Raw genomic sequence first — 12,964 nt, forward strand, 5'->3', positions numbered from 1 at the left:
TGGGATGTTTCACGGTGCTTTCAAGCGCCTTCTGCTTGTGCCATAACGCCGCGATTTCGTGGCGAACGGGGGCAGGGATGGATGACAGGCTGATCGTGGCACTGGACGTGCCGAACGCGCTTGAAGGGCTGGCACTGGCCGAAAAGCTGGGCGACGCCGTCGGCTTCTACAAGATCGGGCTGGGCATGCTGACCGGAGGTGGGCTGGCCCTGGCGAACGAACTGAAGCAGGAACATGGAAAGCGCATCTTTCTGGACATGAAGCTGTTCGACATCGGCGCCACGGTCGAGGCCGCGGTGCGCGGGCTGGCACAGTTCGATCTGGATTTCCTGACCGTTCACGGCGACCCTCATGTCGTCCATGCCGCAAAGCAGGGGGCTGCTGGCACCGGCCTCAAGATTCTCGGCGTGACGATCCTGACCTCGCTGGAACGTGCGGATCTGGATGCGGGCATGATCCAGCCGGGCGACATTCATCAGATCACCGTCGAACGCGCGGCCCGTGCCTTCGACGCCGGTGCCGACGGGATCATCTGTTCGCCGCGCGAGGCGCAGGCGATCCGCGCCCTGCCTGGGGCCGGGCTGATCGTCACGCCCGGCGTCCGACCCGCCGGAGCCGATCTGGGAGACCAGAAACGGGTGGAAACGCCGGCCAGCGCGATCGCGGCGGGCGCCGATCACATCGTGGTGGGGCGCCCGGTCTGGCAGGCCGCCGATCCCAAGGCCGCCGCGCGCGCGATCCTGACCGAGATGGGACCCGTCACTGCGCACCGGCTGGCGCGATAGGGATCAAAGCCAGGCCGCGTAGATCGATTCGCGTTGTGGCGGTTGCCACAGCGTTCTGACCCGATCCCTGAAATGCGGCACGGCACGGGGATGGGCGATGAATTGCTCAACAGGCATCATCCGCCATTCCTGTCCTTCATCGCCAAAGCGGATTGCCGCGATCTCTTGCAGGTCCAGCACGCCGCTGAACAGCCATGATGTCATGCCCGGCGCCTGATGTGACGGAAAGCTGCGCCCGTGCAGGCGCGATGCCGGCAATGTCAGCCCGAATTCCTCGTGCAGTTCGCGCAGGGCGCAAACGACGGGCGATTCGCTGGCCTCGCGCCCACCGCCCGGAAGATCCCAGTGATCGGGGTAGGGGATATGGGCATAATCGTCGCGCAGGCAGGTCAGCATCCGATCGCCGTGTGTCAGGAACAGTTTCGCCCCGTGAAACGGCTCACCCGGATCTGGGTCTGGGTGCGCTGCGCGCGGCTGTATCATTCGGCCGCGATGGCGTCGCCGGTGCCGCCCGTGGCCTCGATCGCCGCAAGACGCGCCACAACCCTGCGGATCCTGGCGGCGAAGTCGGCGAAATCGGGCCGAGGCGTGATCGTCGCCTCATCCATGTAAAGCGAGCGGTCGATTTCCACCTGAACGACATGGATGTTCTGGCCCGGCCTTCCATAGGCCGAACAGATATATGCGCCCGAGAACGGCGAGTTTCGCCGGACGCGCCATCCCTCGGCCTCAAGCGCCGCGCTGACAGCATCCGATACGCGCGCCGCGGCGGACAGGCCGTGGCGATTTCCCAGCACCATTTCGGGACGTGTGCCGTTCAGGTGAGACAGCGCGTCATGGGGCATCGAATGCATGTCGATCAGGATGGCCTGGCCGAAACGGGCGCGCGCCTCGGTGATCAGGCTGCCAAGGGTCTGGTGATAGGGACGCCAATAGGCCGCGATGCGGCGCTCGGCCTCTGCCCGGTCGATCGGACGTTCATGAATCGCGCGCCCCTGCGATACCACGCGCGGAATCACCCCCAGCCCGGCCAGGGTCCGCTGGTTCAGCGGGTGACGGGGCACGCCGCGCACCACCAACGGGTCGATTTCGTCCGCGCCGCGATTGAGGTCGATGATGCAGCGGGGCACCTGCGCCGACAGCGCGACCGCGCCTAATTCGGGCGCACAGCCAATCAGCCGGTCCACGAACGCGTCCTCGGACGATCGCAGCTGCGGCATCGTCAGGCGGGTGTTTTCCAGAAACCAGTCGGGATAGACATTGCCCGAATGCGGAGACGCGAAGATCACGCCGCTGACCCAGCGGTCGGGGCGGGAAATCGATACTGAAAGGTCAGAGATCGTCAAGATCGGACCCCGGCGCCAGAAATACTGGCCTTTTATAGACATAAGAATAGCGTGCGGATAGGTCTTGAATCCCCTGAACACGGTCTATATAGGAACGCGGACCGAGGCGGTTCGGCCCAGATTTCAAAGGGAATCAGGACAGAATCACCGAAGGACGGGCGGTTAGCTCAGCGGTAGAGCACTACGTTGACATCGTAGTGGCCACTGGTTCGATCCCAGTACCGCCCACCATTGTTTCGCCGCCCCCGGCCGTTTGTCGGGGGCATTTCGTTTTCCAAGCGGCTGCGACGCGCCGCGACGATGGAGAAGACCGATGAAGGTTCGCAACTCGCTCCGCTCGCTCAAGAGCCGGCACCGCGACTGCCAGGTCGTGCGCCGCAAGGGCCGCATCTACGTGATCAACAAGACGCACCGCCGTTTCAAGGCCCGTCAGGGCTGATCCGGCTGCCGCGATCACTGGACCGAGAACGAAATCACCCGCCCTTGCAGGCGGGTTTTTTCATGATCTGGCGCAGATGAAGACACGGACCCATCAGAATGAAGCTGTGCGATCCTCGGCCGTCTATTCCCGGTGCGAGGCTTATCGCTATTCCCTGACGCGCAGGTGGGGCGATGGTGGAAGGGCGGTCTTTGTGATGCTGAACCCGTCCACCGCCGACGAACGACGCAATGATCCAACTGTCGAACGCTGCCAGCGTCGCGCGCAGCAGATGGGCTTCGGCGGGATGCAGGTTGTGAACATCTTTGCCTATCGCGCGACTGATCCGCGTGTGCTCAGATCCGTGGACGATCCCGTGGGTGCCGACAATGACAGGGTGCTGAGGATCGCCGCCATGCGGGCGCAGTTGGTTCTGTGCGCCTGGGGCGCGCATGGGGTTCTGCGCGGGCGCGGTGCAGAGGTCGAGGCGCTATTGCGGGGGTGCGCGGCAAGGTTGTGGCACCTTGGACTCACTCGCACTGGAATGCCGCGGCACCCTCTTTATACCAGCTATGCGGTTCGTCCGTCCGAGTGGTGTTAACCTTCTCTTAAGAAATCATTTTATCCGTGCCGCCGTTGACGGTATATTAAAATCCTGACCCGCGGATCGTGGGCCTTTCCAGGGGTAGTTTCGATGTTGATGCTTGCGGGTCTTATGGGGCTTCTTGTCGCGGGCGTTGCCGTAGACATGACCGGATTGACATCAACCCAGCCAGAACCGGATCAGGACGATATACCCCCGATGGGGCGCGACGGCGATGACGATTTCCTGCCACCGATCATGCCTGATCCAGAGGACTACGCCGGTGATGACGCGCCGAGTCTGGATGACACCGATCAGAATGCCGGCGATCCAGGCCCGGAACCAGTGGGTGTGCTGGACGAGGTGCCGGTCGAAGATGAATTGGCGGATGGCCCATATCCGTCAGTCGATCCAGACGAAGACGAAGCAGGCGAGGCCGGGGCGGAAGGTGAGTCCCACGTTATTGCCGATCCGGTCGAGGATGATCATGGCCCGGGCCCCGATCCCATCGCTGGCAGCGATCTTGTCGATCTGCTGATGGGTGGCGACAGCGACGATGTGATGCTGGGACATGGCGGTGCCGACGATCTGCGCGGCGGATTGGGCAATGACATGATTCTTGCGGGGGCTGGTGACGACTGGGTGCAGGGCGATGCGGTCTATGGTCCCGGCGGAAACGATGTCATCGACGGCGGTGCCGGCAATGATTCCCTGTGTGGACAGGGGGGAGACGACCGGATCGCCGGTGGCGACGGGAACGACACGCTGCTTGGCGGCGAGGGCAGCGATACACTGGACGGTGGCGCGGGCAACGACTGGCTTTCGGGTCATGATGGCGACGATGTGCTGATCTCTGGCGGTGGCGCGGACGATCTGGATGGCGGCACCGGCGATGACCTGCTGATCGGCGGCGATGACGACAGCATGGCGTGGCTGCATGGCGGGCACGGGGACGACACGCTGATGCCCGGTGCGGGTGATTTCGCGGAAGGCCTTGAAGGCGCAGATCAATTCGTGCTTCGCGAGGTCGATGGGGCGTTGCCGGTCATTGCCGATTTCAGCGCCGCTGAGGACCAGATACATCTGCATCTGTCGCCAGCGATTGGCGACGATCCTGCGATAACCCTGCACGAGGATCTGGACGGAACCACACTGATCGAGGTCGACGGCACAGCGATCGGCCGCCTGTTGCAGTCCGGCGGATTGCGGGTCGAAGACATCGTCGTGGTGCGGGCGCCAAGCTGATCTCGGCGTCGCGCGCAGGGGCTTTTCTTTCGGGACGAATTCTCTTATAGGCGCCTATCCGTGCGGTCCGGTTGGGCCGGGCGGTGCTCCACGGGCCTGTGCTGGACGACATCCCGGCCTGCGCCATGACCCTAACCCGAAAGGAGACCCCGATGTCGATCACTGTCGAAGAAAAAGCCCGCGTCATCAAGGAATTCGGTTCCAAGGATGGCGACACCGGTTCGCCCGAGGTTCAGGTCGCGATCCTGACCTCGCGCATCTCCACGCTGACCGAGCATTTCAAGACCCACAAGAAGGACAACCACTCGCGTCGTGGCCTTCTGAAGCTGGTGGCACAGCGCCGCAAGCTGCTGGACTATCTGAAAGGCAAGGAAGAAGCCCGCTATCAGGACCTGATCAAGCGCCTCGGCATCCGCCGCTGAGCTTTCCGGTTTCCGGATGAAATAAACGCCCGTCGCCACAGCGGCGGGCGTTTTTGCTGTTGCGCAACGGGCCGCGCGTTGCGTGATGCCGGTCGGACGGGTTCTTCGCGGGGCGGACCAGCAAATGCTGGAAATTCAGTGTCACCGCGCGTGCACCGGGGCGACACAGGCTGTGCACAGCCTGTACACCGCTTGCGAACGGTGGGCGTTGCGCTCCGCCGCAAGGTGGCACGGAATGATCAGGTCAGCGGTCCTGCATGCCCTTGCCGGCAAGAATGCGCGGCGCGGCCTTGTCGATGCGTCCGGTTCGCGTGGCGGACTGTTTGGCGGACCCGAAATGCAGCACCCAGCCGCGCCTGCGGCCGGGGGTCAGCGTCTCGAACGCGGCGCGGAAATCGGGGTCCGCATCCAGCCGATCGGTCAATTCGTCCGGATAGGTCAGGTCGTCCTTTGGCAGATCGACCTTGCGGCCCTCGCGTTCCAGTTGCACCGCCTCGGCGATCAGCGCGCGCAGGGCAGGTTCGGCCCGCGAGATTGCCGCGCTGTCGGTGAAATTCGCGACCCGCGACGAGCGCGAATTCTCGCCCGGTGCGGTCAGCAGGCCGTCAGGATCGGTCAGCAGAACGCCTTTGAAAAAGCCGATCGTGGCACGATCCTTGAATCCCCACAGGATCGCCACGTTTGCATTGTCCAGCGTGTAGACGGGCGAGGACCATTTGAAACCCTCGGTCAGATCCGACTGCAGCAGCACGGCGCGCAGCGCCAGAAGCTGTTCCCGCCAGTCGGTCAAACCGGCGAAATACTGGTCGGCCAGGTTCGGTGCGGTCGGCTTGGTCATGACGGCAGTCTGGCGCGCGGGAAAGCGCCTGTCCAGCCTGCCCGCGCGCCTTTGGCGATACCGATTCAGTTCAGCAGGAAATCGATCAGCACCCGATTGAATTCATTCGCGTGACTGACATTGCAGCCATGCGGTGCGCCGTTCAGCACATGCAGCTTGCTGTGTTCGATTGCCTCATGCGTGCGCTGGCCTGACCCTTCGATCGGAACGATGCCGTCGGCGTCGCCATGCATCACCAGCGCCGGCACCGTCACCTTGGCCAAGTCGTCACGGAAATCCGTCGTGGCCCAAGCCTTCATGCAGCCAAGCGCGGCGTCTTCGTCCGATTGCAGGCAAAGCTGCACGGCCTGCTGACGCTGTTCGGGCGTCACCTTCAGATCGCCGTTCGCCGAGAAGAAATCGGTCGTGAACCCGTCGAAGAACGCCTGCCGGTCGGCGCGCAGGTGGCGTTCGAATTCCTGTGCCTGTTCCGGGGTCAGCGGGCCGTCGGGATTGTCGTCGCCTTTCATCAGGAAGGGCGGCACGGCCGATGCGAACACCACCGAATGCAGCCGATCCTGCCCGTGGCGCGCGACATAGCGCGCGACCTCGCCGCCACCCATCGAAAAGCCGACCAGCGTCACGTTGCGCAGATCGTTGTGTTCGATCAGCCCGGCCAGATCGTCGGACAGCGTGTCATAGTTATAGCCGGCGTCGGGTTTCTCCGACCGGCCGAACCCCCGACGGTCATAGGCGATCACCCGCAGCCCGGCGGCGACCAGCGCGGGCATCTGGTCCTGCCATGCGTCGCTGGACAGCGGCCAGCCGTGGATCAGGATGACGGGGCGACCGTGCTCGCCGCTGTCCTTGACGTTCAGTGCGATTGTATCGGTGGTCATGCGGATCCTCCTTGCCTTTCCCGCAGGAATTCATCGATCCAACGCGTGCCGGGCACTTGCTGTTTCTGACACTTTCGTGTGATCGGCCCGGCCATTGCATCGGCATGTCAGCGCCGGTTCGGCACACTTTCCAAGTTGGTTTTTTTCCTGTATTGCCCAGCAATCTGTGACGTGACGCCCGGCCCCGGGGCGACGCATAAGGATCGGGGCGGCGGCAATGGGGCCGCCATTTGACATGGCGCGACCGGAGGGCCGGACACGCGCCCAGAGGAAATCAGATGTTTGATGAAGTGAAGAAATCGATCCAGTGGGGGCAGGAGACGCTGACACTGGAAACGGGCAAGGTTGCCCGTCAGGCCGATGGCACCGTCATCGCCACGCTGGGCGAGACCAGCGTGATGGCGAACGTGACCTTCGCCAAGGAACCGAAGCCGGGTCAGGACTTTTTCCCGCTGACGGTCCACTATCAGGAAAAATACTATGCCGCCGGCAAGGTGCCGGGCGGCTTCTTCAAGCGCGAGGCGCGTCCGACCGAGAAAGAGACGCTGACCGCGCGTCTGATCGACCGGCCGATCCGTCCGCTGTTCGCCGCCGGCTTCAAGCATGAAGTGCTGGTGATGTGCACCGTGCTGAGCCACGATCTGGTCAACGATCCCGACATCGTCGCGATGATCGCCGCCAGCGCCGCGCTGACCATTTCGGGCGTGCCGTTCATGGGCCCCATCGGTGCCGCGCGCGTCGGCTTCGCGAATGGCGAATACGTCCTGAACCCCGAGGTCGAGGACATGCAGGGGCTGCGCAACAACCCCGAGCAGCGTCTGGATCTGATCGTCGCGGGCACCAAGGACGCCGTGATGATGGTCGAATCGGAAGCCTATGAGCTGTCCGAGGACGAGATGCTGGGCGCCGTCAAATTCGGCCACGAGGCGATGCAGCCGGTGATCGACATGATCATCGACATGGCCGAGACGGCCGCGAAAGAGCCGTTCGACTTCCAGTCGCCGGATTACAGCGCGCTGTATGCCCGCGTGAAGGATCTGGGCGAGGCCGACATGCGCGCCGCCTATGCGATCAAGGACAAGTCCGAGCGTCAGGACGCCGTGGCCGCCACCAAGGCGAAGGTCAAGGAAGGCCTGTCGGCCGAGGATCTGGAAGATCCCAATCTGGGTTCGGCGCTGAAGAAGCTGGAATCGGGCATCCTGCGTGGCGACATCATCAATGGTGGTGCGCGCATCGACGGCCGCGACACCAGGACCGTGCGCGGAATCGAAAGCGAAGTCGGCTTCCTGCCGCGGACCCATGGTTCGGCCCTGTTCACCCGCGGCGAGACGCAGGCGTTGGTGGTGACCACGCTTGGCACCGGTGACGACGAGCAGATCATCGACGCGCTGCACGGCAATTTCCGGTCGAACTTCCTGCTGCACTACAACTTCCCGCCCTATTCCGTCGGCGAGGTTGGCCGCGTCGGTTCGCCCGGCCGCCGCGAGATCGGCCATGGCAAGCTGGCATGGCGTGCGCTGCAGGCGGTGCTGCCGGCGGGGACGGATTTCCCCTACACGATCCGCGTGGTGTCCGAGATCACCGAATCCAACGGCTCGTCTTCGATGGCGTCGGTCTGCGGTGGTTCGCTGTCGATGATGGATGCGGGCGTGCCGCTGAAGGCGCCGGTCGCGGGTGTGGCCATGGGCCTGATCCTGGAAGACGATGGCCGCTATGCGGTTCTGACCGACATTCTGGGTGACGAGGATCACCTGGGCGACATGGACTTCAAGGTCGCGGGCACCGAAGCCGGGATCACCAGCCTGCAGATGGACATCAAGGTCGCGGGCATCACGCCCGAAATCATGAACCAGGCGCTGGCCCAGGCCAAGGACGGCCGGATGCACATCCTGGCCGAGATGTCCAAGGCGATCAGCGAGGCGGGCAGCTTCTCGACCCACGCGCCGCGCATCGAGACCATGCAGATCCCGACCGACAAGATCCGCGAAGTGATCGGTTCGGGCGGCAAGGTGATCCGCGAGATCGTCGAGGTCTCGGGCGCCAAGGTCGACATCAACGATGACGGCGTCATCAAGATCGCCTCGGCCAATGGCGACGCGATCAAGAAGGCCTATGACATGATCTATTCGATCGTGGCCGAGCCGGAAGAAGGCCAGATCTACACCGGCAAGGTGGTCAAGCTGGTCGATTTCGGCGCCTTCGTGAATTTCTTCGGCAAGCGTGACGGGCTGGTGCATGTCAGCCAGATCGCCAACAAGCGCCTGGGCCATCCCAGCGAGGCGCTGCAGGAAGGTCAGGAAGTGAAGGTCAAGCTTCTGGGCTTCGACGACCGTGGCAAGGTGCGCCTTGGCATGAAGATGGTCGATCAGGAGACCGGTGAGGAAATCACCGAGAAGAAAGAAGAGAACGCCGAGTAAGACCTCGGCGTGCCGGCCCCGCATGCGTGGGGCCGGTGACCACCCTGCATGGGAAGCCATATGACCGATTGGCCGATCCTGGTGCTGACCTTGCCGGGCGATGACACCCGCCGTGCGCCTTTGCTGGACCAGCTGGCGGGGTTCGGACTGTCCTATCAACTGTTCATGGGCGTCGACGGGCGTTCCGGTCTTCCGGCGCAATACGAAGCCATGATCGATCGCCAGATGGCGCGTTCGCGTCTGGGTCGCGATATGAGTGATGGCGAATTTGCCTGTGCTTTGTCGCACCGCGCGATCTATGACCATGTGCGGAAATCCGGGTTGCCGGGTGCAATCGTGCTTGAAGACGACGCCAGGCTTGAGCCGGACTTTTCTCGTTTCGTGGCGTCGCGGGACTATCAGTCGGTCCCCATGGTGCTGATTGATTTCGCCTTTGGGCGCGCATTTCCGCTGCTGCGCCGCAAGGTCGCGGGGGGGCATCTGCATCGCGCTGCGGTTCAGGCGACGGTGACAACCGCCTATTCCGTTTCGGCTGGCGCGGCGGTTCGGCTGCTGGATCGGACCTCGCCCGTCAGCCATCCCGCCGACTGGCCCTGCGAACTGTTCGAGCTTGACGCGTGGCTGATGGTGCCACGTCTGGCGCGCCACGATGCGCCCGGGGACAGGGTGTCGCATCTGGACAAGGGCCGTCCTGCCGCCGGGACGTCGAAAGCGCGGCGCCCGGGCGGGTTCCTGCGCTGGCTGCGGTCGCGGATTTCGGTCCGCGTCGGGCGCGCCAAGGGGCAGCGGTGATTGTCGGGATCATTCCGACCGGCGCGCTGGCCCTGGCGCAAGGCGTGCTTGAGACGGCGCCGCCGGTGCTGTAGGCCTTGGAGGCGAAGCCCGCCGGGGTTACTAGGCTGTCACAAGAGGCCCGCAGGTGCGATCCGAGTTGAACGAACTGCTGTCGATCTTCGACCGCATCTACATCATCAACCTTGCGCATCGCGATGACCGCCGCCGCGAGATGGATGCCGAGTTGCGGCGCATCGGACTGAGCCTTGATCATCCGGCGATCACCCTGTTTCCGGCCAGTTTTCCGCCAGATCAGGGCGATTTCCCGACGCGAGGCGCGCGCGGCTGCTTTGAAAGCCAGCTTGGCGTGCACCGGGCGATCCTGGCCGACGGCGTCTCCCGCGCCCTGATGCTGGAGGACGACGCCAGCTTCGTGCCGGATTTCCGCCCGTTGCTGGCCGCGATCCGCGACGATCTGCGCTGGGTCGATTGGGACATGCTGTATTCGGTGTCGCCGCTGGACCAGCAACCGGGTGACGAGGCGGTGGGACGGCATCTGCTGCGGCTGTCACCGGACCATACCTTCCCGCTGGCGCATTTCGTCGGCTTCAGCCGCCGGTTCTCGGAAACCGCCGTGCCGTATCTTGAGGCAATCTACGGGCGCAAGCCGGGCGATCCGGCGGGCGGGCCGATGCATGTCGATGGGGCCTATTGCTGGCTGCGGGCGGATCGCCCCGACCTGACCATTTTGGGCACCCGCAAGCCGCTGGCCGTGCAGCGATCGTCGCGCAGCGACATCGCAGAATTGCGATTCTGGGACCGGCTGCCGGGGCTGCGGCAGGTGACGGCGGCGGCGCGCAGATCGCCTGCCGTGCTGCGGATGCTGCACATGCTGCGCGGACGAAAATGAAAGGCCGGATGCAATGACCGAAGAAACCGTCAACGTCCTGTGCATGCGCTGGGGCACGATCTACAGTTCGGACGATGTGAACCGGCTGGCCGCACAGGTGCGCCGACACCTGCCGCGCCCTCATCGGTTCGTCTGCTTCACCGACGATCCGACCGGGCTTGATCCCCGCATCGAGGCGTTGCCGCTGCCCGAGCTGGGCCTGCCGCCGGGGCATGGCGATACGCGGTGGCGCAAGCTGGGCCTGTTCCGCCGCGATCTGGGCGGTCCCGATGCGCCGCTGACGGGCACGGCGCTGTTTCTGGACATCGATCTGGTGGTGGTGGACGATCTGTCGCCGTTCTTCGATCTTCCGGGCGATTTCTTCATCATTCGCGACGACGACCTGTTCCGCAAGAAACCACTGCGCAAGATCAACCCGGCCCGCGACCGGTTCCTGCACAGCGTCGGCAATTCCAGCGTCTTCCGTTACCGGATCGGCGATCACGCATATATCCTTGACGCCTATCTGGCCGATCCTGCCGCCGCGACTCGCGATTACGAGATCAGCCAGCAGTTCCAGTCGGCGCAGCTGGCCGCGCACGGGCATCTGCATTACTGGCCCAAAGGGTGGTGCGTCAGCTTCAAGAACGATTGTGTGCCGCGCAATCTGGCCAGCTATCTGCGTGACCCCACCCTGCCAGAGGGTGCGAAGATCGTGCTGTTCGCGGGCGCGCCGAAAATGGAGGATGTTTTCGCCGGTCGCGGCCATAAATGGTATCGCCGCATCGGTGATATCGGCTGGCTGCGCAAGGCATGGGAAAACCCGTGATCCGGTCGGCGTTCCGCGCGTGGAAGCATGGCCGCCGCGAGGCGCGGGCGCTGGCCGAGATCGCGGCGCGGCCCGAAGGTGGCGGGCAGGCGCATGGGCTGGGGTCTGAACTGGTGGTGTCGCTGACCAGCTATCCTGCGCGGTTCGGCACCTTGATGCCGACGCTGCAGGCGATCCTGCGCCAGACCGTGCGCGCGGATCGGGTGATACTTTGGCTGGCTCCCGAGGATATCGGTGAACTGCCCCCGGAAATTCGCGCCCTTGAGCGGCTTGAGATCCGTGGCGCCCCCAATTTCCGGTCCTACACCAAGATCGTGCCGACGCTTCTGGCTGCGCCGGGCGCCTATATCGTGACAGCCGACGATGACTGCTACTATCCCGTCGACTGGCTGGAACGGCTTGTCGGGGCGGCACGGGACGGGGCCGCGATCGCCTGCCTGCGTGCACACAAGGTGGTCATGGCAGGGCCGGGTCAGCCCGCGCCCTATGAGGAATGGCAACACAATCTTGCCGCACCGGCGCGTGGCCCAGATGTCTTCCTGACCGGCGTTTCGGGGGTGATCTATGCCCCGGATGTGTTTCACCCCGACGTGACCCGCGACGATCTGTTCACGCGGCTGGCGCCTTCGGCTGACGATGTGTGGCTTTACTTCATGCACCGCCTTGCCGGGGTCGAGGCGCAGAAAATCGGCGGGCGGGCGCGGATTCTGGAATGGTCGGGATCGCAGGCCGGAAACCTGCGCACGGCTAACAGGCAGAACAGCGGCAACGATGCGGCCATCGCGGCGATGATCGGGCATTACGGCTGGCCCTGAACGCAAACGCCCCGCGCATCGCGGGGCGTTTCGTGGTCGGTCTGGGCCGCGGATCGCCCGGGATCAGGCCGGGTCCTTGGCAAAGCGCAGATAGGGCAGGCGGATGTCCAGCGCGCCGAACCTTTCTTCCGCGGCCTTGTCGTCCAGCGACAGCGCCACGATCACATCCTGGCCCGGCACCCAGTTGGCGGGCGTCGCCAGCGGCACGCCGTCGGTCTTGATGACCGCGTCCAGCGCACGCAGGATCTCGGCGAAGTTGCGGCCGATGGACATGGGATAGGTCATCATCAGGCGCACCTTCTTGTCAGGGCCGATGATGAACACGCTGCGCACGGTCGCGCTGTCCGCCGGGGTGCGGCCGTCGGGCAGATAGGCCTCGGCCGGCAGCATGTCATAGGCCTTGGCGACGTTCAGCGAGGTGTCGTCGATGATCGCGAAATTCGCGGGCGTGCCGGCGAACTGGGCGATGTCGTTCTTCCATTTCTTGTGTTCGTCGACCGAGTCGACCGAGATGCCAAGAACCTTGGTATTGCGCTTTTCAAACTCGGCGGCCAGTTGCGCGACGGCGCCGAATTCGGTCGTGCAGACCGGGGTGAAGTCCTTGGGGTGGCTGAACAGGATCGCATAGCTGTCGCCCAGCCAGTCGTGAAAGCGGATTTCGCCTTCGGTCGAATCTGCGGTGAAATCCGGGGCGATATCGTTGATGCGCAGGGCCATGGGACGTC

At 64.2% G+C, this 12,964-nt stretch carries 15 protein-coding genes and 1 tRNA gene; 11 read left to right on the forward strand and 5 right to left on the reverse strand.

The genetic code is table 11. The features are described 5' to 3' along the window. Positions 1 to 77: 77 nt before the first annotated feature. A complete protein-coding gene (pyrF, locus tag J7359_RS14540; protein WP_209057680.1) occupies positions 78 to 785 on the forward strand; it encodes an orotidine-5'-phosphate decarboxylase in 708 nt (235 codons plus the stop codon). Between the two features lie 3 nt (positions 786 to 788). Here pyrF and J7359_RS14545 read toward each other — a convergent pair whose 3' ends face one another. Together J7359_RS14545 and J7359_RS14550 are read right to left on the reverse strand one after the other, a co-directional pair. Continuing rightward, the gene (locus J7359_RS14545; protein ID WP_209057681.1) at positions 789 to 1,268 is read right to left on the reverse strand and encodes an NUDIX hydrolase; all 480 of its coding nucleotides are present in this window, start codon (positions 1,266 to 1,268) and stop codon (positions 789 to 791) included. After that, positions 1,265 to 2,131: an N-formylglutamate amidohydrolase gene (locus J7359_RS14550; protein ID WP_247740429.1), complete on the reverse strand. Its 867-nt coding sequence runs from the start codon at positions 2,129 to 2,131 to the stop codon at positions 1,265 to 1,267. The genes J7359_RS14545 and J7359_RS14550 overlap by 4 nt, the downstream gene beginning before the upstream one ends. 156 nt (positions 2,132 to 2,287) lie before the next feature. On the opposite strand from J7359_RS14550, the gene J7359_RS14555 reads away from it, so the two are divergent. The 5 genes from J7359_RS14555 to rpsO all read left to right on the forward strand — a co-directional run bounded on the left by J7359_RS14555 (position 2,288) and on the right by rpsO (position 4,799). Then, a tRNA-Val gene (locus J7359_RS14555) sits at positions 2,288 to 2,362 on the forward strand. A gap of 82 nt (positions 2,363 to 2,444) precedes the next feature. Beyond that, a complete protein-coding gene (ykgO, locus tag J7359_RS14560; protein WP_209057686.1) occupies positions 2,445 to 2,570 on the forward strand; it encodes a type B 50S ribosomal protein L36 in 126 nt (41 codons plus the stop codon). Between the two features lie 76 nt (positions 2,571 to 2,646). Continuing rightward, entirely contained in the window at positions 2,647 to 3,150 is a 504-nt protein-coding gene (locus J7359_RS14565) for a DUF1643 domain-containing protein (protein WP_209057688.1), read from the forward strand. Positions 3,151 to 3,297: 147 nt separating this feature from the next. Beyond that, positions 3,298 to 4,377 carry a calcium-binding protein gene (locus tag J7359_RS14570; RefSeq protein ID WP_209057690.1) on the forward strand — a complete coding sequence of 360 codons (1,080 nt, stop codon included), beginning with the start codon at positions 3,298 to 3,300 and terminating at the stop codon, positions 4,375 to 4,377. A 152-nt stretch (positions 4,378 to 4,529) separates the two neighbouring features. Then, entirely contained in the window at positions 4,530 to 4,799 is a 270-nt protein-coding gene (gene rpsO / locus J7359_RS14575) for a 30S ribosomal protein S15 (protein WP_209057692.1), read from the forward strand. 244 nt (positions 4,800 to 5,043) lie between these two features. Here rpsO and J7359_RS14580 read toward each other — a convergent pair whose 3' ends face one another. Continuing rightward, on the reverse strand, positions 5,044 to 5,637 hold the full coding sequence (locus J7359_RS14580; RefSeq protein ID WP_209057694.1) for a YdeI/OmpD-associated family protein: 594 nt from the start codon (positions 5,635 to 5,637) through the stop codon (positions 5,044 to 5,046). Positions 5,638 to 5,702: 65 nt separating this feature from the next. Next, complete coding sequence (locus J7359_RS14585) at positions 5,703 to 6,515, reverse strand: alpha/beta hydrolase (RefSeq protein ID WP_209057697.1); 813 nt, start codon at positions 6,513 to 6,515, stop codon at positions 5,703 to 5,705. Between the two features lie 278 nt (positions 6,516 to 6,793). Between J7359_RS14585 and pnp the strand changes: the two genes are divergently transcribed. The 5 genes from pnp (at position 6,794) to J7359_RS14610 (ending at position 12,239) form a co-directional block, all read left to right on the forward strand. Continuing rightward, positions 6,794 to 8,932 carry a polyribonucleotide nucleotidyltransferase gene (gene pnp, locus J7359_RS14590; protein ID WP_209057700.1) on the forward strand — a complete coding sequence of 713 codons (2,139 nt, stop codon included), beginning with the start codon at positions 6,794 to 6,796 and terminating at the stop codon, positions 8,930 to 8,932. A 60-nt stretch (positions 8,933 to 8,992) separates the two neighbouring features. Continuing rightward, positions 8,993 to 9,724 carry a glycosyltransferase family 25 protein gene (locus J7359_RS14595; RefSeq protein ID WP_209057703.1) on the forward strand — a complete coding sequence of 244 codons (732 nt, stop codon included), beginning with the start codon at positions 8,993 to 8,995 and terminating at the stop codon, positions 9,722 to 9,724. Between the two features lie 127 nt (positions 9,725 to 9,851). After that, positions 9,852 to 10,616, forward strand: coding sequence for a hypothetical protein (locus J7359_RS14600; protein ID WP_209057706.1), 765 nt, complete (start codon positions 9,852 to 9,854; stop codon positions 10,614 to 10,616). 13 nt (positions 10,617 to 10,629) lie between these two features. Beyond that, positions 10,630 to 11,424 carry a hypothetical protein gene (locus tag J7359_RS14605; RefSeq protein WP_209057709.1) on the forward strand — a complete coding sequence of 265 codons (795 nt, stop codon included), beginning with the start codon at positions 10,630 to 10,632 and terminating at the stop codon, positions 11,422 to 11,424. Beyond that, positions 11,409 to 12,239, forward strand: coding sequence for a glycosyltransferase (locus J7359_RS14610; RefSeq protein WP_209057710.1), 831 nt, complete (start codon positions 11,409 to 11,411; stop codon positions 12,237 to 12,239). Before J7359_RS14605 ends, J7359_RS14610 begins: the two co-directional genes overlap by 16 nt. Positions 12,240 to 12,302: 63 nt before the next feature. On the opposite strand, the gene J7359_RS14615 is transcribed toward J7359_RS14610, so the two are convergent. After that, positions 12,303 to 12,956 (reverse strand): peroxiredoxin, encoded by a 654-nt coding sequence (locus tag J7359_RS14615; RefSeq protein ID WP_209057711.1) that lies wholly within the window; start codon positions 12,954 to 12,956, stop codon positions 12,303 to 12,305. Between the last annotated feature and the right edge of the window lie 8 nt (positions 12,957 to 12,964).

The organism is Paracoccus sp. R12_2 (genome assembly GCF_017744015.1).
GTDB lineage: Bacteria > Pseudomonadota > Alphaproteobacteria > Rhodobacterales > Rhodobacteraceae > Paracoccus.

What these genes read in the sequence shown, in the direction of transcription:
- pyrF (WP_209057680.1), top strand. Translation starts at nt 78, where the DNA reads ATGGATGACAGGCTGATCGTGGCACTGGACGTGCCGAACGCGCTTGAA.
- J7359_RS14545 (WP_209057681.1), bottom strand. Translation starts at nt 1,268, where the DNA reads ATGATACAGCCGCGCGCAGCGCACCCAGACCCAGATCCGGGTGAGCCG.
- ykgO (WP_209057686.1), top strand. Translation starts at nt 2,445, where the DNA reads ATGAAGGTTCGCAACTCGCTCCGCTCGCTCAAGAGCCGGCACCGCGAC.
- J7359_RS14565 (WP_209057688.1), top strand. Translation starts at nt 2,647, where the DNA reads ATGAAGACACGGACCCATCAGAATGAAGCTGTGCGATCCTCGGCCGTC.
- J7359_RS14570 (WP_209057690.1), top strand. Translation starts at nt 3,298, where the DNA reads ATGACCGGATTGACATCAACCCAGCCAGAACCGGATCAGGACGATATA.
- rpsO (WP_209057692.1), top strand. Translation starts at nt 4,530, where the DNA reads ATGTCGATCACTGTCGAAGAAAAAGCCCGCGTCATCAAGGAATTCGGT.
- J7359_RS14580 (WP_209057694.1), bottom strand. Translation starts at nt 5,637, where the DNA reads ATGACCAAGCCGACCGCACCGAACCTGGCCGACCAGTATTTCGCCGGT.
- J7359_RS14585 (WP_209057697.1), bottom strand. Translation starts at nt 6,515, where the DNA reads ATGACCACCGATACAATCGCACTGAACGTCAAGGACAGCGGCGAGCAC.
- pnp (WP_209057700.1), top strand. Translation starts at nt 6,794, where the DNA reads ATGTTTGATGAAGTGAAGAAATCGATCCAGTGGGGGCAGGAGACGCTG.
- J7359_RS14595 (WP_209057703.1), top strand. Translation starts at nt 8,993, where the DNA reads ATGACCGATTGGCCGATCCTGGTGCTGACCTTGCCGGGCGATGACACC.
- J7359_RS14605 (WP_209057709.1), top strand. Translation starts at nt 10,630, where the DNA reads ATGACCGAAGAAACCGTCAACGTCCTGTGCATGCGCTGGGGCACGATC.
- J7359_RS14610 (WP_209057710.1), top strand. Translation starts at nt 11,409, where the DNA reads ATGGGAAAACCCGTGATCCGGTCGGCGTTCCGCGCGTGGAAGCATGGC.
- J7359_RS14615 (WP_209057711.1), bottom strand. Translation starts at nt 12,956, where the DNA reads ATGGCCCTGCGCATCAACGATATCGCCCCGGATTTCACCGCAGATTCG.